Origin of the sequence: Acinetobacter lwoffii (genome assembly GCF_024129715.1) — a bacterium.
In the GTDB taxonomy this organism is placed as follows: Bacteria; Pseudomonadota; Gammaproteobacteria; order Pseudomonadales; family Moraxellaceae; genus Acinetobacter; species Acinetobacter lwoffii_U.
In genome coordinates, this window is the sequence record NZ_JAMXXM010000026.1 from 1 (window position 1) to 26,571 (window position 26,571).

Genomic DNA, 26,571 nt, shown 5'->3' on the forward strand with positions numbered 1-26,571 from the left:
AGAAGTTTTAATCTTCATCACCGCCGATGGATGTGCATTCTACAGGATTCCCAACCCAATACAACCCCTATTTTTAAATAATTCAGCAAAAATATCACGACTGTTTATTTATTCTACAAAAATTATAGGTTTTTCTATTTTTCACTCAAAATTTATTCAATTACTGATGTTTTAAAGTAGTTTATTTACTTATCAAAGGATATTTCTAGTTAATTTAATTGCTATATCTATCTAAAAATTTTTTATTGTCTTTATTTCAGATCAAACACAACAGATGAGTTAATAAAATAGATTTACTATGGAATCCCTTACCCATTTTAAAAATATAATCCTCCTCCATCCATTAAAATTCCATTCAACAAGATAATCACTCTATAGATAAACTCTGGTTGAATTGTTGAATGATTAAAATTAAAAGTGAAGCAATGCGAGAAGAAAGCAATCTTCAATGCACAGTTTTATTAGATGAAAAATAATTTAATAGGGGTTCGAGCATTCATCATGATAGCCACCGATAACAATTGTATATTTTTTATTCACATTGAATTTCAGGCATAAAAAAAACCGCTTAACGCGGTATCTTTTATCTCGACCATCTTGAAGGAGATGGTCGGAGCAGTAGGATTCGAACCTACGACCCCCTGGTCCCAAACCAGGTGCACTACCAGGCTGTGCTATGCTCCGATTTCAACTTTAAAAGTTGGGGTGAATGACGGGATTCGAACCCGCGACAACTGGAATCACAATCCAGGGCTCTACCAACTGAGCTACATCCACCATCATTTTGATTCTTAACATCAAGCGACCAAATGGCGCGCCTGACAGGATTCGAACCTGTGACCATCCGCTTAGAAGGCGGATGCTCTATCCAACTGAGCTACAAGCGCGTTACTGATGCAAACATCATTTGCCTTGAAGAATTGGTCGGAGCAGTAGGATTCGAACCTACGACCCCCTGGTCCCAAACCAGGTGCACTACCAGGCTGTGCTATGCTCCGATTCATCTCAGCTTTCGTATCGAACATCGTTCGGTACGGTGTGCATTCTAGGCGTGACGCCCGGAGACGTCAACACCTATATTTAAAAAAAACCGAAAAAACGCTTCAAGCGTTTATTTATCAATCGCTTCAGACATTTTTTATACAAATTTTAACGTTTTAGTCTGGCACTAAAGTTCAGCATGCGATCTAGAGGCAGCTTTGCTCGTTCCGCAAGTACCGGATCGACATATACTTCCTGATCTTTATGCTGTAACACATGCAAGATACCATCCAGCTCGTTCATGGCCATCCAAGGGCAATGCGCACAAGAACGACAGGTCGCCCCCTCTCCTGCGGTTGGTGCTTCAATCAGGATTTTATCCGGTACTGCCTGCTGCATTTTATAAAAAATGCCGCGATCAGTAGCCACGATTAAACGTTGATGTGGCAAAGTCTGCGCTGCTTTAATCAGTTGCGAAGTGCTACCCACGGCATCAGCAATCTCGACTACAGACATCGGTGATTCAGGATGTACCAGAACCGCAGCATCTGGATAGAGTGCTTTCATATTGGCAATACCGCGTGAACGGAATTCTTCATGCACGATACAGGCGCCATCCCAGAGCAACATCTCTGCACCGGTTTTTTTCTGGATATAACGACCCAGATGCTGATCTGGTGCCCAGATGATTTTTTCGCCCAGACTGTCCAGATGTTCGATAATTTCCACTGCACAACTTGAAGTGACGACCCAATCGGCTCGGGCTTTCACGGCCGCTGACGTGTTGGCATAAACCACCACGGTATGATCCGGGTGCGCATCGCAAAAAGCGGTAAACTCATCGACAGGACAACCTAAGTCCAGTGAACAGGTCGCTTCCAAAGTTGGCATCAGCACGGTTTTATTGGGTGAAAGAATTTTAGAGGTTTCGCCCATAAATTTCACACCAGCTACCACAAGCGTTGAAGCTGGATGATCGCGACCAAAACGCGCCATTTCCAGTGAATCGGAAACACAGCCCCCCGTCAGTTCAGCCAGTTCTTGCACTTCAGGATCACAATAATAATGCGCCACCAAAACAGCATCCTGTTTTTCCAGCTCTGCCTTGATCTGTGCAAATTTGTCCAATTTTTCCTGCTGGCTCATTTGATGTTCTTGTGGAACACCTAAACGATCTAAATGCGCCTGCACAATCGATTTAGCTTCATTGTCTATTAATTTGGTCGCATCATTCATAACAACTCTTACTCTACCCTCATGGTTCACTATTCAATGAACCTTTCACCCTACATCCCGGTCATCTCTGGCGAAATGCTATTTTTGACCAGTCATTAAAAATCATTAAGTATAAAAAAAGCCCCACAACGGAGGCTTTATAAACAATCTGAATTATGAGCGATAATCTGCATTGATTTTTACGTAGTCATACGACAGGTCACAGGTATAAACCGTATCTTTTGCCTGACCTCGTCCAAGATCAACACGAATCGTCATTTCAGCCTGGGCCATCACACGTGCACCGGCTGCTTCAGTATAGTCTGCTGCCGCACCACCATCTTTGCAGATTTGTACATCATCTAACCAAACCTGAATTTTTGCAACGTCTAAATTTGGCACACCGGCATAACCAATCGCTGCCAGAATACGGCCCCAGTTTGGGTCAGAAGCAAAGATTGCGGTTTTGACCAGCGGTGAATGCGCAATGCTATAGGCAATATCGCAGCACTCTTGAGTATTGCCACCACCTTCTACAGTCACGGTAATGAATTTAGTCGCACCTTCACCATCACGTACAATCAGTTGCGCAAGGCGTTTCATGGTACGTGTCAATACGTCTAGCACCACTGCATAACGTGGATCTTCAGTCGAAGTGATTTCAGCACCACCGGCCTGACCTGTGGCAATAAAAATACACGAGTCATTAGTTGAGGTATCGCCATCAATTGTAATACGGTTAAACGATACATTGACTGTTTCAGTTAATAACTGTTGAACCAGTTCACGGCTGATCGGTGCATCCGTCGCAACATAGCCCAGCATGGTCGCCATATTCGGGCGAATCATGCCTGCACCTTTGGAAATACCGGTCATGGTATAAGTCACACCATCCAGCTCGAACTGTTCTGACGCACCTTTCGGAGTGGTATCTGTGGTCATGATTCCAGTCGCTGCATCGCCCCAGGCATCATCACGCAATGAATCCAGCGCAGGCTGTAAACCTGTAAGCAAACGCTCCATTGGAAGCTGCTCACCAATCACACCAGTCGAGAATGGCAACACTTCAGCAGCCTGTACGCCTGCAAGTTCAGCCAGCTTGGCACAGGTGGCTTCTGCATTTGCCATGCCTGTAGGGCCTGTTCCTGCATTGGCATTTCCGGTATTGATTACCAGGTAACGTGGATTACCCGCTTGCAAATGGGCTTTAGATACATGCACTGGTGCTGCACAAAAGGCATTCTGGGTAAACACCCCTGCAACATTGGAGCCTGCAGCCAGTTCAAATATCACCAGGTCACGTCGGTTCTGATAGCGCACATAGGCTTCAGCCGAACCAATTTTAACCCCTTTCACCACATGCATCTGTGGCATAGATACGTCACCAACTGCCATTTTAAAGTCCAATATTGAAGTTTTAGAAAAATACAGCTTAGTTGATCTGCAACAAAAAATCGAGCCAAAGCCTGAGCCAGCCTGAGATTTGTTATGGATTTTCACAATAAAAAACCAGTCATCAAGACTGGTTTCTACATTTTTAAAATAAGATATTTTTAATTTTGTGCAAGTTGTCCAGATTCGCTTAGCAAAGCCTGTTTCGCCTGTTGTTGACTTGCAGTAGAAAGTGCCGGATTTGTAGCAACAATACGGTCTGCATTTGCCGCATTGGCAGCTGCAATCGCAGCCGTCTGCAACACAATCGGACGATTCTGGTTGGCAAAGGTATAACGGATGCCGGTACGTGGGCTTGCTACAGTCACTTGTGCATCGGTACGTTGTACTTGAGCAGTGTTAGTACCCACCGCTTGCTGAACTTTATCAATTGTTGTGGTCGCTGCAGTTTGTGCAAAACTTAAGGCAGGCATTGCCAAAACGGCAATCATGAGCGTTTTTAATACTTTTTTCATTCAGGTTATTCCACTTTGAGGTGTTGAATGAGCCATTAAATAGCATTTAATTCCTAAGACTGCAAACAGTATTCAATTTCTGAAAAATCTTCATACATAAAAAAATCAGAGCCATGGGGCTCTGATTTTTAATAGCGTTTAGATCTTGCCATGACACTGTTTGTATTTCAGACCTGAACCACATGGACAAGGCGCATTACGACTTGCCGGTGCTTCAAAGACTGGTGCTACAGGATTCGCCTGAGCATTTTGCTCGGTCGTCACCTCATGTTCACCTGCCAGCAAGCCGTCAAACTCTTCATGAGATAACTGCAAACGCATTGCCTCAGCCTGTGCCTGCTGCTGTGCTTCCATTTCCGCCAGCTCTTCAGGGGTCGGTACGTGGATGCGTGACAGATCTGTCACGACATCGGATTTGATCGTACCCAGCATGTTCACAAACAGGTTATAAGCTTCTTTTTTGTATTCCTGCTCCGGATTCTTCTGCGCATAACCACGTAAATGAATACCCTGACGCAAGTAATCCATAGCCGCCAGATGCTCTTTCCAATGACGGTCCAGAGAATTCAGCATAAAGTGACGTTCAAGCGATGCTGCAGATTCCCCACCCATTTGTTCACGACGCGAACGGTAGCGGTTCAGCACTTCATCGGTAATGCGCACCACCAAAGCTTCTTCATCCAGACGACGGTCCTGTTCCAGCCATTGCCCGATAGGAATATCCATCGAAAGATCTTCACGTAGCGCCAGTTCCAGACCTTCAATATCCCACTGGTCATGAATCGATTCAGGTGGAATATAGTTGGCGATCACACCCTGCATCACTTCACGGATCATTTCTTCAATATAATCCTGCAGTGAATTTTCTGCCAAAATGTCATCACGCTGACTATAAATGATCTTACGCTGTTCGTTATTCACGTCATCGTATTTCAGCAAGTTCTTACGAATATCGAAGTTACGTGCTTCCACTTTACGCTGCGCATTTTCAATCGAGCGAGACACCATTTTGTGCTCAATCGCTTCATCTTCCTGCAAGCCCATGGCACGCATCATGCCGACTACGCGATCACCGGCGAAAATACGCATCAAGTCATCTTCAAGTGACAGGTAGAAACGTGATACACCCGGGTCACCCTGACGACCGGCACGGCCACGCAGCTGGTTATCGATACGGCGTGATTCATGACGCTCGGAACCGATAATATGCAAACCGCCTGAATCCAGCACGGCCTGGTGATTAACATCCCATTCTGCTTTCAGACGCGTTTCATCTTCAGGAGTCGGGTTTTCAATTTTAGCCAGTAATGCTTTCCAGTTACCACCGAGCAAAATGTCGGTACCACGACCGGCCATGTTGGTGGCAATCGTCACTGCACGCGGCGCACCGGCCTGCGCAATAATATCGGCTTCACGTTCGTGCTGTTTGGCATTCAGTACTTCATGCTGGATCCCTGCAGCTTTTAGCTTATCCGACAGAATCTCAGAAGCTTCAATCGTTGCTGTACCAATCAAGATTGGCGCAACACCTGCTTCATGCACACGCTGAATTTCTTGAATAATCGCGTTATATTTCCCTTCACGATTTAAGTAAATTAAATCGTTATGGTCTTGACGAATCATTGGACGGTGAGTCGGAATCAGTACCACATCCAGGCCATAAATTTCTTTCATTTCCGCTGCTTCGGTATCAGCAGTACCGGTCATACCGGATAATTTTTTATACAGACGGAAATAGTTCTGGAAGGTTGTGGTTGCCAGAGTCTGGTTTTCTGGCTGGATTTCCAGACCTTCTTTGGCTTCTACGGCTTGGTGCAAGCCTTCAGACCAACGGCGTCCCGGCATGGTACGACCGGTATTTTCATCGACAATAATCACTTCACCATCGTTGATGATGTATTGCACATTACGTTGATAGAGATAATGCGCACGAATCGCTGCAGTGACATGATGCAACAGGTTCAGGTTCGACGCTGAATACAGGCTCTCGCCTTCTGCCAGCAAGCCCATTTCAATCAATTCACTTTCAATGGTTTCAAAACCCACTTCCGTAATTTCAACTGAACGCTGTTTTTCATCAATCCAGAAGTGACCGCCATCCGGCACTTTCTCTTCTTTCTGTGCCTGTAATTTTGGTGGAATATTATTGATGGCTGCATAAAGCTGTGAAGAATCTTCACTTTGACCGGAAATAATCAACGGGGTACGCGCTTCATCAATCAGGATCGAATCGACCTCATCGATAATGGCATAGGTCAAACCACGCTGCTTTTTCTCTGCTAGCGAGAACACCATGTTGTCACGCAGGTAGTCAAAGCCAAATTCGTTATTGGTACCGTAAGTAATATCGGCACGATAAGCTTCAGCTTTTTCCATCGGATTTTGCATGGAATAAATAATGCCGATGCTTAAACCCAAAAACTCAAATAATGGACGGTTCAACTCGGCATCACGTTGCGCCAGGTAATCGTTCACGGTAATGACATGCACGCCCTGACCACTGATGGCATTCAGATAACAGGCCAAAGTACCCATCAGGGTTTTACCTTCACCGGTACGCATTTCTGCGATTTTACCTTCATGCAAGGTAATACCACCGATCAGCTGCACGTCATAATGACGCATGCCCATCACCCGCTTCGCGGCTTCACGACAGACTGCAAATGCTTCAGGCAATAGTTTATCGAGGGTTTCACCCTTATTATATCGTTGTTTGAATTCTTCAGTTTTTGCAGATAAGTCTGCATCGCTAAGGGTAGATATCGTCGGCTCGAGCACATTAATCTTGTCTACGATTTTACGCATGCGTTTGAGTTCGCGCTCATTTTTGGTACCGAAGATTCCTCCGATCAGACTTGCCAACATGAATAGACTCTCTAAATCTTGCTTGTCAAATGAATATGTTCTTAGTCGTTATTATGGTGCTAGAAATTTGAACTACAAGGGTTTTGCTGTAAAACCGCTAAAAAAATCTGATCCTTAGTTCTAGCCCTAAGATCTAAGGCAAAGTAATGTAGCAAATTTTCCCTGTGCAACATAGTCAATTAAGTGACTGATTTTTGCGCTTCTGGATAGATGGATATCCTACTTATGCAATTTACTCATAAAGAAAGCAAAAAACACTATTTTTAATCATAAAAAAATTGATTCATATTAAATCGTATCTCGACACTAAAAGACCAATTGAGGCTAAAAAGATGAGTTTACGTCTAGGCGATACCGCACCGAATTTTGAACAGCAATCCAGTGAAGGCCTGATTAATTTTTATGACTTTCTGGGTGATAGCTGGGGCATTTTATTTTCACACCCTGCTGACTATACACCAGTATGTACGACTGAGCTTGGCTATACCGCAAAACTGAAAGACGAGTTTGCAAAACGTAGCGTGAAAGCCATTGCCTTGTCGGTCGATGATGTTGAATCGCATCATGGCTGGATTAAAGACATCAATGAAACCCAGAACACCACAGTGAATTTCCCCATCATTGCCGATCAGGATCGCAAAGTTTCCGAGCTGTATGACTTTATTCATCCGAATGCCAGCGAAACGCTAACAGTTCGTTCTTTAGTGGTCATTGATCCCAATAAAAAAGTCCGTTTGATTATTACTTATCCTGCATCGACCGGCCGTAATTTCCATGAAATCTTGCGTGTGGTGGACTCCCTGCAACTCACCGATAGCCATAAAGTAGCAACGCCTGCGAACTGGCAGCATGGTGATGATGTTGTGATTATCCCTTCACTGAAAGATGAGGAAGAAATCAAGCAACGTTTTCCAAAAGGTTATACAGCGGTCACGCCTTACCTGCGCTTAACGCCCCATCCTGAGCAAGGATAAGCAGAGCACTGCTCTGCCCTGAGGAATATATTCCGCAAGAAGGTGAGAAGCTATGCTTCGAGCAACAAATTAAAAGGACTCCTTTTTAATTTTGCGCAAGACAAGCGAAGCGCGTAGCACAGGATAAGATGGAGCTCGTAGTAAAGAATAAGAGAAACTCTATTTTTCCAGATTTTATGTTTTATCGAATACGACATTGACGTGCCACGGATTCGATTTGTTGATACAGCCTGTCTTCGGATAGGCTTTTTTATATTCAAAATTCCATATCCACTTTAAACTTGAAATAACAAAAACAACATCTATGCTCTGTATGAAAATCTGCATATTTCCAATCCTGATGAGCTGCCTCCTGACAGGTTGTATGACCACGCCGGCCCTGCCTGAACCTCAACGTCCTCAGCATTGGGGACAGCCCATTCATCAGAATCATAATTTTCATCAAATCAGCAATTTTGTCTATCGTAGTGAGCAGCCTTCAACTGAACTCATTCCTTTATTAAAAAAGCATCAAATCGATGTAGTTATTAATTTACGTTCATGGGATCAAGACAGCTTTGTTTTGAGCAATGAAAACTTTCAGCTACATCATGTACCCATACATACCTGGGCAATTGATCGGGAAGATTTATTGAAAATTATGCTACTGATTCAGCAAGCACAACAAAATCACCAGAAGGTGCTCTTGCATTGTTATCACGGTTCAGACCGAACTGGTGCAAGTTTCGCCATGTACCGGATTATTTTTGAACATTGGCCGATTGAGCAGGCACTACAGGAAATGAAACATGGCGGATATGGTTTTCATGCCATTTGGCACAATATTGAAAATTTATTTACCCCTGAAAATGTAAAATGGATTCGCGAGCAACTCACGAATCCATCTACAGAAACTTTGATTAATACTAAGAATTAACGCTTATCTAGCGGCACCCAATCGTTCACCCAAGCTGATTTCATATTCAGGCTGGCATCAGACGCAATTTTCTTACGAAGTGCATCTGCAGTCTCACGGTCTTTGGACGGACCCACCATGATACGTACACCTTTAGAAGTTGAGCTTTTGGTTACTTTATAACCTTTAGCACGCAGTTTGGCTGCTACAGCATCTGCATTGGCTTCATTCGCTGCCAGTGCCACCTGCACCATCCATTGCTTGTCCTCTTCACCTTCCAGTAACTTACGCGCCTGTTCAGCTTCTGCTTTCTTCTTGGCTTCTTCGGCTGCAGCCTTTTTCTTAGCTTCTTCAGCTTTACGCTTTTCGTCGGCCTTACGTTTTTCTTCGGCTGCTTTACGTTCAGCTTCTTTCTTTTCAGCCGCTTTACGCTCTTCCTCGGTTTTACGTTTTGCTTCAGCCGCCTTACGTTCTGCTTCGGCTTTTTGCTGTTTTTCTAACTTGCGTTTTTCTTCAGCGGCTTTACTTTCAGCAGCTTTACGCTCTGCTTCTTTCTTGGCTGCATCAGTAGAACTATTGGCTTTTTGTTGGTCCAGCTGCTGCTGGGCTAACTTTTTTTCTTGCACCGCTTTTTCTTCAGCCAGACGTTTCTGCTTGGCCTGTTCGTCTTCAACCAGTTCTGGCGGAATATTATCGGAACTTTGCTGTTCTAGGCGGTGTGCATTCAGGGCAGCATATTCTTCAGCCGCTTTACGCGCAGCATCTGCTTCAGCCTGCTGTTGCATCGCTAAAAATTCGGCTGCACGTGCTTCCTGCTCTGCAACCGATTTTTCCCGGTCACGACGTTGCTGTTCAAGTAAACGCTTTTCTGTTTCCACATCGACCGTCAAAGAACCGAGCGAATGATTGCCTGTCTCTTTATTTTCAACTTCCGCAGCCTGTGCCGGATTTTGCTGACGGTCCTGATTGATTTCATCTTGGCCTTTCAGGAGTAATGCTGCCAATAAAACACCACCACCGAGTAAAACAACACCGCCCATCCAGCGCTGTTTGTTATTCATTGACATTCTTCCAAATACTCCCATACCGCTTCTAAGGTATGAAATGATCCACATACCAAAATCAGCTGATTATTATCTGTTTGATCCAGTGCTGATTTAAAAGCTAATTTTACATTGTCAAATTGTTCTACCGCCTCACCGTTTAAAGCATCAGCCAAAACTGTGACGTCTGCCGCACGTGGAACGGATAATGGTGCAATTTTCCACAATTGCACCGTGTCTTTCAATAACTTGACGACAGAATTTATATCTTTATCTGCCAGCATTGAAAATACACAAATGACTTCATTATATTTTTGATTGTAATTTAAATAATCTCGTAATTGTTTCAGCAGAAATTCCACCCCATGCGGGTTGTGTCCTGCATCAAAAATCACGGTTTTATTCTGGATTTGACGAACTTCAAAACGTCCCGGCAATTTTGCTACTTGAATGCCTTGTGCAATTGCCTGCTGGCTGACGTTTAATTCGCTCAGCAGAATGGCGGCCACGGCGGTAGAAATATTATCTAATGCCAGTGAACCTGTAGGGAGTTTTAAGGTCGTACCTGATGAAGCAAAAGCCCAGCTTTGGCCATCTTCAAAGGCTTCATAAAAATAATCCCGGTTGATTGCATACAAGGGTGCTTTACATTCTTGGGCTTTATTTAGAATGGCTTGCGGGATCTGTTGCTGTCCACCAAATACCACGGGAATATCCGGGCGAATAATTCCGGCCTTTTCAAAAGCAATTTTCTCAATGGTGTCACCAAGCCAGTCGGTATGATCCAGACCAATATTGGTAATTACCGCCACATCTGGATTGACCACATTGACCACATCCAGACGGCCGCCTAAACCCACTTCCAGTACCCAGACATCACAGCCTTGATCTTTAAAAATCACAAAAGCAGCCAGTGTGGTGGCTTCAAAGAAAGACAGGCTCAAACCGCATTCGCGACGAGCCTGATCGACCTGAACAAAAGCATCAATCAGCAACTGATCTTCCACTTCAATGCCGCGCAATTTAACACGCTCATTGAAACGGTACACGTGGGGGGATTGATATAGCCCGACCTTGAAGCCTTGCGCATTCAGGATCGCGGCCAGCGTGGTGGTGGTCGAACCCTTACCATTGGTTCCTGCCACCGTCAGCACTTTGGCCTCTGGAGATGTCACGCCCAGCTTTTCAGCCACAGGAATAACCCGTTCCAGACCTAAATCAATACCCGTAACGTGAACATGGCTCCAATAATCGAGCCATGTATTTAAAGAATCTGTTGCTAAGGGTGCTGTGTTCAATGCAAATTCATCAACTTCGTAACGATACGATAAACTGTATCACGTAATGCATGACGGTGAACAATCTGATCGATTACCCCATGATCAAGCAAATATTCCGCGCGCTGGAACGGTTCTTCCAGTTTTTCACGTACAGTCTGTTCGATCACACGTTTACCGGCAAAGCCAATCATCGCTTTCGGTTCAGCAATATGTACATCACCCAGCATTGCCAATGATGCGGTCACACCGCCGTACACTGGATGAGTCAATACCACTACATAAGGCAGACCTGCTTCTTTTAAACGCTGGATCGCAGCCGAAGTACGCGCCATTTGCATCAGGGACAACATGCCTTCCTGCATACGAGCACCACCCGAAGCAGCAAAACAGATCAAAGGTTGACGAGCTTCAATCGCATGTTCTGCAGCCTGAACAAAGCGGTCACCGACCACTGTGCCCATAGAACCGCCCATGAAGTCGAACTCAAACGCACAGGCAATCATCGGTACGCCTTTCAGCAAACCCTGAATTACCACCAGTGCTTCAGTTTCACCGGTTTTCTTTTGCGCTTCAGCCATACGGTCTGGATAGGCTTTACTATCGACAAATTTCAGCGGATCTTTGGCTATAAATTCCTGACCCAATTCTGTCTGTACCTGATCAAAGAACCAGTTCAGACGTTCACGGGCTTTCATGCGCAAATGTTCATCACATTGCGGACAGACATAGGCATTAAATGACATGGCAGTACGGGTCACCAATGCATGACATTCAGGACACTCAATCGTAGGCTCGGTAAATGTCGCTTTATATGCCGTTTGCTCATCGGGTACCTGAATGCCCGGAACAGTACGCTCCGTCCATGGGGTCGATGGGCTCAGAATTTTGCCTGATTTCACTTGTTGACTCATACTAACTCATCGAGCGCTGCTCGAAGCTCCTTGACTTTATTCACCGTCGCAATAACGGCTTGTTCTGGTGCGAGCGTTGCAAACTGCTTTACAAACGCACTACCCACAATAACTGCATCGGCAGCAACACCCATCGCTTTCGCAGATGCAGCATCACTGATACCGAAACCTACGCCTACAGGAACATCAGTCACAGCTTTAATCTTTTGAATGCGTGCAGCGGCTTCAGAGACATCTAAAGTTGCTGCACCGGTCACGCCCTTCAGTGACACATAGTAAATAAAGCCGCTGGCCTGTTTCGCTACGTGTTGAATACGTGCATCGGTTGAAGTTGGTGCCAGCAGGAAAATCTGATCCATATCATATTTTTCCAGTACTTCACCCAGACCTTGTGCTTCTTCTGGTGGCAAGTCCACCAGCAGTACACCATCTACTCCACATTCATAGGCATAAGCCACAAACTTTTCATAGCCAATCACTTCAACCGGATTCAGATAACCCATCAGTACCACTGGTGTTTCGCGATCTTTCAAGCGAAATTCTTTCACCATGTGCAGGGCATCCAGGGTATTGGTTCCACCTGCCAGAGCACGTTCAGCAGCTAGTGCAATCACCGGCCCATCTGCCATCGGGTCCGAGAAAGGAAGTCCCAGCTCAATCACGTCGACACCCGCTTCCACCATCTCATGCAGCAAAGGCACTGTGACTTCTGGATGCGGATCACCCGCCATGACATAAGAAACTAAAGCTTTACGCTGTTGAGATTTAAGTTGTCCAAATCGTGTGGCTAAACGTGACATAGAGAGGTATTTTCCTTAACGTGTTTCAAACTTGAGGCATTGACTATGTAGAAATACAAGACATCGCATTGTAACGCTATTTTTTGTCCAATGAACAGTCTGCGATACCGACCTCGAGTACTTCATTTCCTGTGCGAAGATTTCAAAACAATTCGGAAGGGTCTATTTACGATTATTTTGATTTTTTTCACAATGATCAAAGATGCCTAATTTTGCTATTACCTAAAATCCTGAATATTTAGATAAACTTATTTTTATCATATAAAAATTAATAAAAATGCAGATGTTAGCGCATTCATTTAAAGTTTTCTGAAATTGCAAAACCTGCTTTATACTAGTCCTATTCTCTTACTTTTTTATCTCCTATGCAGACTGATTCTGAGGCTACAGTGCAGGCACGCGCCATTGCACTGCTGCCGCTTATTGTATTTTTAACCATATTTTTGGGTAGCGGGATCTATCATTCCCTGATCGGAACCGAGTTCGCGTTCTATCAGGTGAAAGCGCCTGTCGCTGCCCTGCCTGCGATTATCTTGGCTGCATTAGTGTATCGCGGCAAACTCAACCAGGGCATTGAGGAATTCCTCAGAGGTGCCAGTCATCCGAACTTAATTCTGATGTTTATGGTGTTTATGCTGGCAGGTGCTTTTGCCAGCGTCAGTAGCGCCATTGGCAGCGTCGACGCCACCGTGCAGATGGGCCTGTCGGTGATTCCACCTACATTTATTCTGCCGATGTTATTTGTGATCTCGGCCTTTATTGCCACGGCGATGGGTACCTCCATGGGCACCATTGCGGCCTGTGCGCCGATCGCTTTTGGTTTCACCCAGGTGACCGATATCGATGTGATTTATGCGATTGGTGCAGTGGTCGGTGGTGCCATGTTCGGTGACAACCTTTCAATGATCTCGGATACCACCATTGCTGCAACGACCAGTCAGGGCGTACAACTGCGTGACAAATTCAGAGTCAATGTCTGGATTGCGGTTCCAGCCTCAATCGTGACTATTTTGATTTACGTGTTGAGTAGCGGTAGTAGCAATGCAGTGGAATACAGGGACTTCAACTGGCTTCTGGTCTTACCTTATATCGCCGTATTTATTTTAGCCTTTAGCCGTTTACACGTTCTGGCTGTGCTGAGCATTGGGGTGCTACTTTCCGGCTTGTTTGGCCTGTTTGCCACAGCTGAATTTGATCTGCTCAAACTGAATACTTCCATTTATGAGGGCTTTGTCGGCATGTTTGAAGTGGCGTTATTGTCGATGTTCCTGGGTGGCCTCTCGGCGATCATGCAACGTGAAGGTGGTTTACGCTGGCTGATCGAGCGTATTTATAGCCTGACTCGTCTGTTTAAAGTCGGTCAGCAACGTGCCGGTGAAATCGGGATTAGTTTTCTGGTGGTGTTTTCGAATATCTTTGTGGCCAATAATACCGTGGCGATTATTCTGTCGGGTGATATGGCGCGTGAAGTTGCCAAAGAATATGGCGTGGATCCTAAGCGTTCTGCAGCACTGATGGATATTTTCTCCTGTGTGGTGCAAGGGTTGATTCCCTATGGCGCACAGTTACTACTGGCCTGTTCCATTGCAAAAATCTCGCCGGTTGAACTGATTGGTGGTGTGTACTATTGCTGGATTCTGGCCATTTTTGCGATTGCGGCGATTGCATTTAGATTCTCCAAGATCAAAGCCAGCGCTTAACCTCACCATTTTCTTCAAATAAAAAAGCGACCTGTTTGGGTCGCTTTTTTTAGCTTCGCTGTTGGTGTAACTGCCTTTTGCGCTCTAACAATGTCTGTCCGGTGGCTGCCTTGTAGGCCCGTGCCAAAGCCGATTGATCAGAGTAATCCAGCTGCTCGGCGATCTCCCTCAGCCCCAGTCCCTGTTGCAACAGCAGCTCGCAACGTTTAATCCGCTGCTGTTCCAGCAGTTTTTTAAATGAGGTGCCATGGGTGCTGAATAAGCGCTGCAAACTCCGGGTCGACATCAGCAACTGCAGGGCAAGCTGTTCAACTTTAATCGCCTGATGCCGGGTACGGAGCTGTTCGGCAATCATTTGCTGCGCCTGTTCCAGGTGATTCTCAAGTGGTGGCTTGGCGGCAATCGCCTGTTCTGCCTGATGAACCAGTAGCTGCAACAGCATCGGATCTGCCTGCTCAGACCCATGTGCCAGTCCTTGCAAATCCAGTTCTATGCCATAATAGTCCTGAGAAAATCTCACCTCACTGGCAAAAAACTTTTGATAATGAATTTTCGCCATATCAGGCGCATGAGCAAAACGCACACAATATAGTAACAGTTGATGATCCTGCAAAATGACGCGTCCCAATTGCACCATCGCGGCCATGGTCAGCTCATTGAGCAGATTATATTTTTCATCCAGATAGGCCCAAAATAATTCAATACTGTGTTCATGCTGTTTCAACTGCAAAGGTACAAACTCACTGCCATCAATCACCAGTCGTTGAAAGCGCATAATATGGCGGATCATTTCCGAAACGCTACTGCTTCGCGAAGCCATATAACCGAGCACACCAAAATGTTCTGGACGAATGACCTGCACGATCTCGAAAATCAGCTGCGGACAGTTTAAATATTGCCGGGTTCTTAACAGAAGCTGATTTAATAATTCCAGCGGCACTTGCGTGGCAAAAGGCTGATCAATCAGGGGGACAAGCGCTTCATGTACATCTTGCAGAAAGTCAGCTTCCAAAGGCTCAATTTGCAGACTGCGCAGATAAGTCGCCCAAAGCTGAATATAACCATTGGATATTTTAATTTCTTGCATGCGCGCTTCCCGCTGCCTGCTTTAGTCTAAGCAGTTTTATTTTCATTTGGCATAAAATGTATAAAAATTGGCAAGCACTGTCAAAACAATTACGGCATTCCCCGACATACTGTCAGCATCGTCACAAAAAAGAACTTCTAAGATGAATGCAGTATTAAAATCTTCAATAAAGCCCGTGGTCCGGACCCAGCTTGATTTTAAACTGGATGAAATTCCGCGCTACTGGTTTGGCGGCGATCCCTTTCTGACCCGCATGTTCGATGCCTTGAGCCTGACCTTTCCAGATGGCGAGCGTTATTTTATTCAAAGTGTGCGCCTGTTCCGCGATCAGATCACAGACCTGGAACTGCAACAACGTGTGGCAGATTTTATTCGTCAGGAAGCACAGCACGGCATTGCCCATGAAAAGATGAACCAGCTGATGCGTGAACAAGGCATGCCCGTCGATGATTTTATCGAACGTTTAAATAATATGTTCGCCTATGACCTCAAACATCGTTCAGCACAGTTCAATATTGCAACTACGGCAGCGGCAGAACACTTGACCGCGCTGATGGCTGAAACTTTTTACGGTCAGAAATCCACCTTAAAAGACGGCCATCCTTATGTACGTGCCATGTTTGCCTGGCATGCGATTGAAGAAATGGAACATCGTGATGTGGCTTTTGACGTGATGAAAGAGGTCGCAAAAACACCTGAATGGATGCGCAAAATGACCCTGCTCAGTACGACATTTTTGATGTTTAGTTATACCGCCTATCGCGCCAATGTCATGCTGAAACATGATGGCTTCAGTGTCTTAGAGCGTCTGCAAATGAACCTGAAAGGACTGCCCTGGTTGTTTGGCCGTAACGGCACCTTGACCCGCATGGGCCCACAATATCGGGACTGGTTTAAAAAAGACTTCCATCCTAGTCAGCATCCGGTTATTGCGCAATATGATGTCTGGGTAAAAACCTTAGCCGAAACCAATGACCCGATTCAGGCCGGTGAAGCCTTCTGGCAGGCCGCCAGAGATTAAGCTCAAATCAAAAAGCCTTCAGAATTGAAGGCTTTTAAATTAGGTCTTATGTCCTGCACTTTTACCATTTGGCATAATGCTGCTCAAGCAAGGCATATTCATTCAGTAAAATAATTTCCTGATCATCCTGCTGGATTGTTCCGGAAACCTTGGCCTGCCACTGACTAAACTGGCTCCCCACCAGACGTAAATTCAGATTTTCATAACGGCGCCAGCCTGTACTCACTATCAGATTCAATTTTTCATCCAGTGACTGAATCGTCCATTGGTTTTCAGATTCCTGCTGGAACAGTACATCGGTCAATGGATAAATCTTTCCATTGATCCACAGACAGTTTTCATTGCCAAAGCTTTCATTCACGCCTGAGGCCAGATTAATGCCGATCCGGTTCTGGTTCACATCCCAGAAATTACAGGACAGCCAGAACCAAGCCGTTTCCGGGCGTAAAAAGCCACACGTATCATCTAATGAGGCAAAGCTGCGTTCATTAAACTGGATGGTTTGCCCCTGCTTGTTAATGAAAAAGCCTTCACAGCCCAAAGTGGTCAGTTTCTGGGTATAGGTCCAGCCGTTGATGCCAGTCGGACTGCACATACTCAGCGGGTCTGTGCCAGCACAAAAAATCCGGGCACTGAGTTTAATCTCGCCATATTTGCTGACGTTGATATAACGCACGCCGTTGGCATGCTGGATATCGATCTGAAAAGGTGACTTGTGAAAATAACTATGATTAAACAGCGGCTGTTCATCCAGCACAGTGTTGCGTGACAGGAAATTAATTGCATTCCATTCCAGCACTTCATTGCTCATATGGTTATAGACATAGACAAAACCATGCCCTGCCCATGCGATATCGGCAATCGCCAGTCCAATCGTATAATGCTCGTGCTGAATACTACAGAATTTGAATTTTTTATATTTTAGATGCTTACGCCAGCCTGACAGCACATGACCATAAGGATTCTTGTATTGATATGCCTGATAGTCAATACTTTTTGGAAGCTCCTTGAAACGTCCATAACGCGGTTGTCCATTTGCCTGAATTAAATCCATTTAAGACATTCCATCTCAGTCAAAACTGTTTTTCCTTGGCAGTATTATGCCAATTATTAAATTTTGATAAAGAGATTTTTTAAACCGCTTATCGAATCATCAAGCCAGCCGCAGGTTTAATTCAATCACAAACAGCGTTAAATCGTGAGATAAGTATTTTCCCAGCGATTGCCACTAAAACTGCCCTCCAGCAGTTGTACATAACGACCATAAACCTGGTCAATGGCAATACAGTCATCCACATCCAGCACACGGTCGGTATGCTGTTTTTGCCAGTGCCGGGCGAAGTAAACTTTACCGCGCTGTTTGGCCACCATAGCATTCTGCGCAACCACCAGCACATAACGATGCAACTCGCCAAACTCACGTGGATCATAACCACCCAGATTAATCAGCCAAAGTTTTTCATCGGATTGCTGTGGCTGTGCATCAGTAAATTGCAGCGTATAGGACTTGCCCTCGAACTCTAGCCCGTTGATTTGCGCCCAGGCATCAATATGCAAACCTTTCTGTTCCGCAAACCAGGCATTTTTTAATTGCGGATAGGTGTCTTCCAGACTCTCTCCTATTGCCAACACCACATCATGAACTTCTGTATTGGCACGGGCATGACGACCACCGAGCATCACAATAAACAGGCTGGGCATTACATTTCCTTGTTAGCGTCAATCTTTAAGATCATTTCATTGATGCTTGCCAGTATAGCGCAAAGCTATTCCATGATGATGTAGCCATCTGCCAAGGACAAATTTGCATCATCAGCCTGACTGAATTTGCGCAAACAGCATCCAGTCACTCGGTATCCATCTCCATATCGAGGATCAGTTTAAGCCTGTGTCAGGATCAAAAAACCATTTTCAGTGAATACAATTGGCTAGCGAATCATTTCCGATCATTTTCATCAGGATTTACAGCGATAGAGGATTATTTTTTTGTACAAAATACAAACACGACTAAACCGCACAAATCTGTACAAATTTTCGCCCAAATTTCAATCTAAAGGCATATTTCGTTGACTGAAATGCGCTGAAAGACGATACTCTCAATGTTTTTATTTAAGCAAATCGGTTCAAAGAGGCTGGGCCAAAAGTTCGGTCCTCAGAAACTCAATCCAACGCAAGGGGCTATATATGGCTGGTGGAAAGTCAACTATCATTTACACACTGACCGACGAGGCGCCATTACTGGCGACTTATTCTCTGCTGCCGATCATTGAGACCTTTACTAAGCCAGCTGGCGTTGAGATCGTCAAAAGTGACATCTCTGTAGCTGTGCGCGTGCTCTCCGAATTTACAGATTACCTAAGCGAAGAGCAAAAGGTGCCTGACACTCTAGCTGAGCTAGGTCGTCTTACACAAGATCCAGACACGAACATTATCAAACTCCCAAATATCAGTGCTTCTGTTGGCCAGCTAACAGCGTGTATCAAGGAACTTCAGTCTAAAGGCTATGCAATCCCTGACTATCCTGAAAACCCGACCACTGAAGAAGAAAAAGCAATCAAGGCACGTTATAGCAAATGTCTTGGTTCAGCAGTAAACCCTGTTCTACGTGAAGGTAACTCAGACCGTCGTGCACCTGCTGCCGTTAAAAACTACGTGAAAAAACACCCGCACTCTATGAGCGAGTGGAAACAGTGGTCGCAAACTCACGTTTCACACATGGACGAAGGTGACTTCTACCACGGCGAAAAGTCGATGACTTTAGACCGCGCACGTGATGTGAAAATGGAATTGATCACCAAGTCTGGTGAAGCGATTGTTCTTAAGCCAAAAGTTGCGCTTCTGGACGGCGAAATCATCGATTCAATGTTCATGAGCAAGAAAGCACTTTGCGACTTCTACGAGAAAGAACTTGAAGACTGTCGTGAAGCAGGCATCCTGTTCTCTTTACACGTTAAAGCAACCATGATGAAGGTGTCTCACCCAATCGTATTTGGTCACTGTGTAAGAATCTACTACAAAGAAGCATTCGAAAAACATGGCAAGCTTTTTGATGAGCTTGGCATTAATGTCAATAACGGTATGGCGGGTCTTTACGAAAAGCTTGAAACTTTACCAACCTCTGTACGTGAAGAAATCATTGCTGATTTACATGCTTGTCAAGAACACCGTCCAGCTTTAGCGATGGTTGATTCTGCAAAAGGCATCACTAACTTCCATTCACCAAACGACGTGATTGTAGATGCTTCTATGCCTGCAATGATTCGTGGTGGCGGTAAAATGTGGGGCGCTGACGGCAAGCCTTACGACTGTAAAGCAGTCATGCCTGAATCAACTTTCGCACGTATTTACCAGGAAATGATCAATTTCTGTAAATGGAATGGCAACTTCGATCCAAAAACCATGGGTACTGTACCGAACGTTGGTTTGATGGCACAAAAAGCGGAAGAATACGGTTCACATGACAAGACTTTCGAAATTCCTGAAGCAGGTGTTGCGAACATCACTGACCTAGAAACAGGTGAAGTGTTAATGTCTCAAAATGTGGAAGAAGGCGATATCTGGCGTATGTGTCAGGTGAAAGATGCACCGATCCGCGACTGGGTGAAACTTGCTGTGACTCGTGCACGCAACTCTGGCATGCCGGCAATCTTCTGGCTTGACCCGTACCGTCCACACGAAAACGAACTGATCAAGAAAGTTGAAAAATACCTGAAAGATCATGACACCACTGGTCTTGACATCCAGATCATGTCACAAGTACGTGCAATGCGTTATACGCTTGAACGTGTTGCTCGCGGTCTAGATACTATTTCTGTAACAGGTAACATCCTGCGTGACTACCTGACTGACTTGTTCCCGATCATGGAATTGGGTACATCTGCGAAAATGTTGTCAATCGTGCCATTAATGGCAGGTGGTGGCATGTACGAAACAGGTGCAGGCGGTTCTGCTCCTAAGCACGTACAGCAGTTAGTTGAAGAAAACCACTTACGTTGGGATTCACTCGGTGAATTCATGGCGTTGGCGGTATCTTTAGAAGAAATGGGTATTAAAGAAGGCAATGACGACATCAAGTTACTTGCTAAAACTTTAGACCAAGCGACTGGTAAATTGCTAGATAACGACAAGTCTCCTTCTCGTCGTACTGGCGAATTGGACAACCGTGGTAGCCATTTCTACCTGGCGAAATTCTGGGCTGAAGAACTTGCTGCTCAAGACGAAAATGCTGAATTGAAAGCGAAATTTGCACCACTTGCAAAAACTTTAGCTGAAAATGAAGAGAAAATCGTTGCTGAGCTTGCAGCAGTTCAAGGCAAATCAGTAGACATCGGCGGTTACTACGCAGTTGATCAAGAGAAAGTAAATGCAGTGATGCGTCCAAGTGCAACTTTGAATGCAGCGCTTGAAACGATCTAAGCTTTTGCAAAACTGACTGAGTCAGTAATGTAGAAAAACCGGCGTCTAGGCGCCGGTTTTTTATATCTGATTCATGCATCGCAATCACTGAAGCAATCCATTTTTTAAGCAGTTCTATGCAGTGTTATTTTCACAAGCTATCTTTTAAATCAAGAAGATAATTTTGAAGAGCAGATAAAAAGAAACAGGTTATTATTTTTCAGACAATAAAAAACCCCAAGACTGAATGTGCTTGGGGTTTTTTAGAATTTTGGTCCCGAGGGTCGGACTCGAACCGACACGTCATCTCTGACAGCGGATTTTGAGTCCGCCGCGTCTACCAATTTCACCACCTCGGGAGTGGATGAAAGGTATAATACGCGATTTCTCAGCACTGTCAACGCAGAATATTTTCATTTGTTTATTTTTAAAACAAATCGCATTTTTTCGTTTTAAAATCGAGCAATTCCCGCCATAAAAAAGAAAAAAGTTTATACTAGCCGCAGTTTTTTTAGCGTAAATCATCATGCAACTTTCTGATTTTAATTTTGATCTCCCCGATGAGCTGATTGCTCGCTACCCACTGGAAACACGCAGTGCCTCTCGCCTGTTGCACCTCGATGCCCAAGGTCAATATCATGACCATCAATTTACCGATATTCTGGATTTACTTGAAGACGGCGACTTGTTGGTATTAAACGACACCAAAGTCATGAAGGCCCGTTTAAAAGGTAAACGTGCTTCAGGCGGTGCGGTAGAAGTGCTGGTTGAGCGTATGCAAGATCGCTTTATTGCCTATTGTCATATTAAGGCCAGCAACACTCCGAAAGCCGGTGCAGAACTTTTTATTGGCCTGGATGCAGTGAAAGTGACCGTACAAGGCCGTCATGAAAATCTGTTTATTGTAGAATTTTCACAACCAATTCTCGATGTGCTGGATCAATACGGCGCCTTGCCGATTCCGCCTTATTTCAACCGTGAAGCGGAAGAGATTGATACTGAACGTTATCAAACCGTGTTTAATGACCCAACCAAACTGGCCAGCGTTGCAGCACCTACTGCCAGCCTGCATTTTGATGCCGATCTGTTGGCAAAATTGGAAGCCAAAGGGATTCAAAAAACTTTTGTGACCCTACATGTTGGTGCAGGTACTTTTTTGCCAGTGCGTACCGATGATATTCAAAATCACATCATGCATAGTGAATGGTGCGATGTCCCTGAAACTGCGGTCGAGATGATTCGTCAGACCAAAGCGCGTGGTAATAAAGTCATTTCTGTAGGCACGACTGCCACCCGTGCAGTCGAAAGTGCAGCACAAGCACATAACGGTGAACTGGCAGCCTGGACAGGTGATACCCAGATTTTCATTTATCCGGGTTATCAGTTTAAAGTGGTCGATCGTTTGATCACCAACTTCCATTTACCAGAATCGACCCTGTTAATGCTGGTGTCCGCCTTGTCCAATCGTGACAATATTCTGAATGCTTACAAGCATGCGGTAGACAGCAAGTATCGCTTCTTCAGTTATGGCGATGCCATGCTGGTTGATCAGGCACAATAAGCGAGAACCATTATCCATGCCGATCGAGTCTGTACAACAGTCCATTCATATTCGCCGCAAGAAAAATGCAGTGGTGTTTCAAAATATCGCTCGGCTTTGGGATCTGGGTCAACAGGCCAAAACGCATCAGCAATTGCTGGATGGGCTGCATCCCTGGAATGGCCCGATTACGCTCAAGTTTGAAAATAACCTGCCGCTTGCGCTTGCCGGAATTGGGCTTTTTCTGATTGGCAGCATTTTTATTGCGCCGGGAAATATCTGGATTCAGAGCAGTGTTTTTCTCGGCTGTCTCTGTATTTTCTGGGCTTATATTTGCTACGAACAGCAGCAGCCCTTAGAGGAAGTCATTGCTTTTCTGGAAGAACAAGCACTGGCCAAGAAATATCAGCTTGCCTTTCAAAAACAACCACAGCATATTTCTATGCCACTTAATCCCCTACACTTTATCCGGCATTTAAAACAATTATTTCCAGTATTCAACCAAGGTTCGTTGAGTAATGAAATTCAACGTTATGCCAGCACGGTCTGGGAAGACGAAAACGGCCAGCAACATCAGGTACTACTCTTCCAATACCACTATATTGATGAAGTGCAGGCCCGAAACAAGGAAGGTCAGCCAGTCAAACTGATGCAGGTCCATGAAGACCTGTGGGGCGTGTTTGTGTTTGATATCCAGATTCAGGGACTGGCCGTTACGACTTCCAGAAAGAAATTTTATTATCCTTATAGCCATCCCTGGCACAGCAGCGATATTCGCACCAATCAGCGCTTAAGCTTTTATGGTAGTGATCCGCTGCAAACTGCCAAATTACTCAGTCCAGGTTTTGTCCTACGACTGGCCGATTTTTTTGAACAGCGTCAGGGTGATTTACTGTTTCACCCGGAAAACAAGATGCTGTGCTATCTGGGGCCACATGATTTATTTCAGGTATCGAGCAAGCAGCAGAATATTAGCGATATTTCCACATTGCGCGGTCACCTGAGAACGTTTAAATTAAAACAGCTCGAAAACTTACAACATGATCTGCTGCAGTTTTTAAAATAAATTTTTCGCATCATTTTTTAAATATAGATATAGCTTGGGGAGATCTCGGATGGGATTTTTGATTTTATGTTTGATCATTGTGGCGCTGATTGTCACGATTATCATGATCCGCAACAGTATTGTCCGTCATCACAACGCCACGATTCGCGCCTGGTCGGATGTCGCCAGTTATGAACGACAAAAACTGAAAATTCTGGATGGGCTGCAACCGCTGGTCGAGCAATACTCGAGTTTTGAAAAAGGCACGCTAGAAAAAGTCACCGAACTGCGTCAGAACATCATGAACCTGAATATCAAGGATGCCGATATTGGACAGTTGCAACGCATTGAAAGTCTGAATAAACAGTTGATGCATAGCCTGAATGTGGTGATTGAAAATTATCCGGAACTGAAAGCCAATGACATCTATCTGAAAATGATGGCTGAAATTGAAGAACAGAATGAAAATGTCGGTGCTGCGATTACCATTTATAATCGCAATGTCGAGCTGTTTAACAACCAGATCCAGATTTTTCCACACAACATCATTAACAATATGTTGCTCAGAAAAAAAGTGGTACGTCCATTCCGTGATCAAAGCGTGACCCAGAATTTTGATTACCGTCCGAACTTTCACTGAGTGAACAGCAAGATCTGATAAAATTTTGCATCCTTGGCGCATTAACTTATTATAAAAATAGCCAAGGATGCGGCTGTACCTATCTAAAACTTATAAAATAAAGAATAAAAATTATGCTGGATTATTTAGAGCACTTGCAACAGACGCTGGTCGAGGAATTTTATCGGCTATATGACCATTATCAGGATGATGAAATCTATGCCTGCAGTCTGGTCTTTAACGAATTTTTACTGCTGGATGATCTGGCCATTTCGACTGAACGCAGTATTTTTAAAGATCCTGAAGATCCTCAGCAATATCTGGCGGAACAGGATCGCTGGAATGTCCGGAAATGGCGTTATCGGGCACATGCTTTGCCCCACTCTGGACTCATTCCCTTTAAAACCTTGCTGGCCGATTATTTTAAAACCCAGCACAGCTTTGGCCATCCGGTATTGGCACAGCAAAAACAGCTGCACGCGACGCATCTGGATTTATTGCTGGATAGTTTTAAACAGGCCAAATATCGTCTTTCTGAGGCTTATGGTCTGGATCTGGATCGCATCCTGTTTTTCATGAGCCTGCCGACCCAAGTCGAATTTGAATGCCAATCCGCGCAGACACTTAATCCGGCCCATATTCATTTACAGAAATTTCTGGCATCCAGACAAACTACTCATTTACCTGCCATGCAGAAACGCTTGAAACTCTCGCAAAACGACAAGGATATTCTGATTGATCTGGAGCAGATGCTGGTGATGGAACCTTATGATTATCTGCAAGTGGCACAAGATGCCTATTTGCTGACCTTGGAATCCTATTTTGTCGATAGCAATATTTATATCCAGAAACTGATCCAGCATATCGCCGCAATGGCCTCAGAACCGGATGGCAGCTGCGCCCTCAGCCGGGAAGATATCCAGCAGCGTTTGCAGCAGTTTTCTGTACATCCACCCATTTCTACGGATGTTCCCTAGCTTCAGCGATAAATAAAATTACAGAGCGAATGCTCTACAATGCTGGCGTTTAGTGTAAGAATCAAGGAAAATAGCGCCCTTTAGCTATAACAATCAGCGAACTGTTTTTTCGCCTTGATGTGGAACTCCTATGAAGTTTGAAAAATTAGGTCAGTCGGGCCGTGCCCGTCGTGGTCGTTTAACGCTTGAACATGGTGTGGTGGAAACCCCGATGTTCATGCCTGTGGGTACGTATGGTACGGTCAAGGGCCTGTTGCCGCGCGATATTAAAGAGATCAAATCTCAAGTCATTCTGGGCAATACTTTCCATTTGTATCTACGTCCAGGACTGGATGTGATTCGTGAACATGGTGGCCTGCACGGCTTTATGAAATGGAATAGCCCCATTTTGACCGATTCAGGCGGTTTTCAGGTCTTCAGTCTGGGCGCAATGCGTAAAATCAAAGAAGAAGGTGTAACCTTCCGCTCGCCGATTGATGGCTCAAAAGTATTTTTATCTCCTGAAATTTCAATGGATATTCAGCACACGCTGAACTCTGACATTGTGATGATTTTTGATGAATGTACCCCGTACCCTGCGACGCATGAAGAAGCGCAAAAATCGTTGCAACTTTCTTTACGCTGGGCCAAACGCTGTAAAACCCAGCATCATGACGTGCTGAAAAACCGTAATGCGCTGTTCGGTATTATTCAAGGCGGCATGTATGAAGATTTACGTGATGAATCTTTAAAAGGCCTGCTAGAAATCGACTTTGATGGTTATGCGATTGGCGGCCTGTCCGTTGGTGAGCCAAAAGAGGAAATGATCAAGGTACTGGATTATCTTCCAGAAAAAATGCCTGCAGACAAACCGCGTTATTTGATGGGTGTCGGCAAGCCTGAAGATATTGTGGAAGCGGTACGTCGTGGTGTGGATATGTTTGACTGCGTGATGCCAACCCGAAATGCACGTAACGGTCACTATTTTGTGACAGACGGCTTGGTGCGGATCCGTAATAGTAAATATCGTCATGACCAGAGTCCACTCGATCCGCATTGCGACTGCTATACCTGCCAGAACTTTACCCGTGCCTATTTATTCCATCTTGAGAAATGTGGAGAAATGCTCGGCTCTATGCTCGGTACGATTCATAATCTGCGCTATTACCTGCGTTTGACTGAAGCGATGCGTGATGCATTAGACAACGGTACATTTGACGAATTTGTTCATGACTTTTATGCCCGCCGTGGCCTGGAAGTGCCACCTTGTCCGCAAGATTAATCCATCAGTATTTGCGCTGAGGAAAAAGACAATGTAAATTGCAAGAATATGTCAA

21 protein-coding genes and 5 tRNA genes are annotated in these 26,571 nt (G+C 44.8%); 10 read left to right on the forward strand and 16 right to left on the reverse strand.

All coding sequences use genetic code 11. The features are described 5' to 3' along the window. Positions 1-607: 607 nt before the first annotated feature. The 8 genes from NI462_RS12785 to secA form a co-directional block, all read right to left on the reverse strand. Positions 608-684: transfer RNA gene (locus tag NI462_RS12785), tRNA-Pro, on the reverse strand. Between the two features lie 17 nt (positions 685-701). Continuing rightward, positions 702-777: transfer RNA gene (locus NI462_RS12790), tRNA-His, on the reverse strand. A 33-nt stretch (positions 778-810) separates the two neighbouring features. Next, positions 811-887 (reverse strand) — tRNA-Arg (locus NI462_RS12795). A gap of 34 nt (positions 888-921) precedes the next feature. Then, positions 922-998: transfer RNA gene (locus NI462_RS12800), tRNA-Pro, on the reverse strand. Between the two features lie 151 nt (positions 999-1,149). Continuing rightward, positions 1,150-2,217: a quinolinate synthase NadA gene (nadA, locus tag NI462_RS12805; RefSeq protein WP_253160908.1), complete on the reverse strand. Its 1,068-nt coding sequence runs from the start codon at positions 2,215-2,217 to the stop codon at positions 1,150-1,152. A gap of 153 nt (positions 2,218-2,370) precedes the next feature. Continuing rightward, positions 2,371-3,591 carry a bifunctional glutamate N-acetyltransferase/amino-acid acetyltransferase ArgJ gene (argJ, locus tag NI462_RS12810; RefSeq protein WP_004281676.1) on the reverse strand — a complete coding sequence of 407 codons (1,221 nt, stop codon included), beginning with the start codon at positions 3,589-3,591 and terminating at the stop codon, positions 2,371-2,373. A gap of 158 nt (positions 3,592-3,749) precedes the next feature. Then, complete coding sequence (locus NI462_RS12815; protein WP_004281675.1) at positions 3,750-4,103, reverse strand: hypothetical protein; 354 nt, start codon at positions 4,101-4,103, stop codon at positions 3,750-3,752. A gap of 138 nt (positions 4,104-4,241) precedes the next feature. Further along, positions 4,242-6,968 carry a preprotein translocase subunit SecA gene (gene secA / locus NI462_RS12820; RefSeq protein WP_253160910.1) on the reverse strand — a complete coding sequence of 909 codons (2,727 nt, stop codon included), beginning with the start codon at positions 6,966-6,968 and terminating at the stop codon, positions 4,242-4,244. Between the two features lie 332 nt (positions 6,969-7,300). Here secA and NI462_RS12825 point away from each other — a divergent pair, with 332 nt between their 5' ends. Together NI462_RS12825 and NI462_RS12830 are read left to right on the forward strand one after the other, a co-directional pair. Then, the gene (locus NI462_RS12825) at positions 7,301-7,942 is read left to right on the forward strand and encodes a peroxiredoxin (protein ID WP_253160912.1); all 642 of its coding nucleotides are present in this window, start codon (positions 7,301-7,303) and stop codon (positions 7,940-7,942) included. 313 nt (positions 7,943-8,255) lie between these two features. Continuing rightward, positions 8,256-8,858: a dual specificity protein phosphatase family protein gene (locus NI462_RS12830; RefSeq protein ID WP_253160914.1), complete on the forward strand. Its 603-nt coding sequence runs from the start codon at positions 8,256-8,258 to the stop codon at positions 8,856-8,858. Here NI462_RS12830 and NI462_RS12835 read toward each other — a convergent pair. The 4 genes from NI462_RS12835 to trpA are packed head-to-tail and all read right to left on the reverse strand — an operon-like array spanning position 8,855 to position 12,871. Next, positions 8,855-9,898, reverse strand: coding sequence for an SPOR domain-containing protein (locus NI462_RS12835; RefSeq protein WP_253160916.1), 1,044 nt, complete (start codon positions 9,896-9,898; stop codon positions 8,855-8,857). The two genes, NI462_RS12830 and NI462_RS12835, sit on opposite strands and share 4 nt — an antisense overlap. Continuing rightward, positions 9,895-11,178, reverse strand: a complete 1,284-nt coding sequence (gene folC / locus NI462_RS12840) for a bifunctional tetrahydrofolate synthase/dihydrofolate synthase (protein WP_253160918.1) — start codon at positions 11,176-11,178, stop codon at positions 9,895-9,897. Before folC ends, NI462_RS12835 begins: the two co-directional genes overlap by 4 nt. Continuing rightward, entirely contained in the window at positions 11,175-12,071 is an 897-nt protein-coding gene (accD, locus tag NI462_RS12845) for an acetyl-CoA carboxylase, carboxyltransferase subunit beta (protein WP_004645174.1), read from the reverse strand. Before accD ends, folC begins: the two co-directional genes overlap by 4 nt. Then, entirely contained in the window at positions 12,068-12,871 is an 804-nt protein-coding gene (trpA, locus tag NI462_RS12850) for a tryptophan synthase subunit alpha (RefSeq protein ID WP_004645173.1), read from the reverse strand. Before trpA ends, accD begins: the two co-directional genes overlap by 4 nt. A gap of 365 nt (positions 12,872-13,236) precedes the next feature. On the opposite strand from trpA, the gene NI462_RS12855 reads away from it, so the two are divergent. Beyond that, entirely contained in the window at positions 13,237-14,571 is a 1,335-nt protein-coding gene (locus tag NI462_RS12855; RefSeq protein ID WP_253160920.1) for a Na+/H+ antiporter NhaC family protein, read from the forward strand. Positions 14,572-14,620: 49 nt separating this feature from the next. Here the strand turns inward: NI462_RS12855 and NI462_RS12860 are convergent, their stop codons facing one another. Then, positions 14,621-15,658, reverse strand: a complete 1,038-nt coding sequence (locus NI462_RS12860) for an AraC family transcriptional regulator (RefSeq protein ID WP_253160922.1) — start codon at positions 15,656-15,658, stop codon at positions 14,621-14,623. Between the two features lie 142 nt (positions 15,659-15,800). On the opposite strand from NI462_RS12860, the gene NI462_RS12865 reads away from it, so the two are divergent. Then, positions 15,801-16,679, forward strand: coding sequence for a metal-dependent hydrolase (locus NI462_RS12865; RefSeq protein WP_004733761.1), 879 nt, complete (start codon positions 15,801-15,803; stop codon positions 16,677-16,679). A gap of 61 nt (positions 16,680-16,740) precedes the next feature. Here the strand turns inward: NI462_RS12865 and NI462_RS12870 are convergent, their stop codons facing one another. Then, complete coding sequence (locus tag NI462_RS12870) at positions 16,741-17,733, reverse strand: DUF2804 domain-containing protein (protein ID WP_253160924.1); 993 nt, start codon at positions 17,731-17,733, stop codon at positions 16,741-16,743. 137 nt (positions 17,734-17,870) lie between these two features. Beyond that, positions 17,871-18,380 (reverse strand): DUF1543 domain-containing protein, encoded by a 510-nt coding sequence (locus NI462_RS12875; protein ID WP_253138205.1) that lies wholly within the window; start codon positions 18,378-18,380, stop codon positions 17,871-17,873. Between the two features lie 483 nt (positions 18,381-18,863). On the opposite strand from NI462_RS12875, the gene NI462_RS12880 reads away from it, so the two are divergent. Further along, complete coding sequence (locus tag NI462_RS12880; RefSeq protein WP_253160926.1) at positions 18,864-21,095, forward strand: NADP-dependent isocitrate dehydrogenase; 2,232 nt, start codon at positions 18,864-18,866, stop codon at positions 21,093-21,095. 251 nt (positions 21,096-21,346) lie between these two features. Here NI462_RS12880 and NI462_RS12885 read toward each other — a convergent pair. Further along, a tRNA-Leu gene (locus NI462_RS12885) sits at positions 21,347-21,433 on the reverse strand. Between the two features lie 167 nt (positions 21,434-21,600). On the opposite strand from NI462_RS12885, the gene queA reads away from it, so the two are divergent. The 5 genes from queA (at position 21,601) to tgt (ending at position 26,516) form a co-directional block, all read left to right on the forward strand. After that, positions 21,601-22,635, forward strand: coding sequence for a tRNA preQ1(34) S-adenosylmethionine ribosyltransferase-isomerase QueA (gene queA, locus NI462_RS12890; protein ID WP_253160928.1), 1,035 nt, complete (start codon positions 21,601-21,603; stop codon positions 22,633-22,635). Between the two features lie 16 nt (positions 22,636-22,651). Beyond that, entirely contained in the window at positions 22,652-23,680 is a 1,029-nt protein-coding gene (locus NI462_RS12895; RefSeq protein WP_253160930.1) for a hypothetical protein, read from the forward strand. Between the two features lie 49 nt (positions 23,681-23,729). Beyond that, on the forward strand, positions 23,730-24,299 hold the full coding sequence (locus NI462_RS12900; protein ID WP_004645163.1) for a LemA family protein: 570 nt from the start codon (positions 23,730-23,732) through the stop codon (positions 24,297-24,299). Positions 24,300-24,412: 113 nt separating this feature from the next. Further along, positions 24,413-25,255 carry a DUF4303 domain-containing protein gene (locus NI462_RS12905; protein ID WP_253160932.1) on the forward strand — a complete coding sequence of 281 codons (843 nt, stop codon included), beginning with the start codon at positions 24,413-24,415 and terminating at the stop codon, positions 25,253-25,255. Positions 25,256-25,385: 130 nt separating this feature from the next. Continuing rightward, positions 25,386-26,516: a tRNA guanosine(34) transglycosylase Tgt gene (tgt, locus tag NI462_RS12910; protein ID WP_005252828.1), complete on the forward strand. Its 1,131-nt coding sequence runs from the start codon at positions 25,386-25,388 to the stop codon at positions 26,514-26,516. Positions 26,517-26,571: the final 55 nt, after the last annotated feature.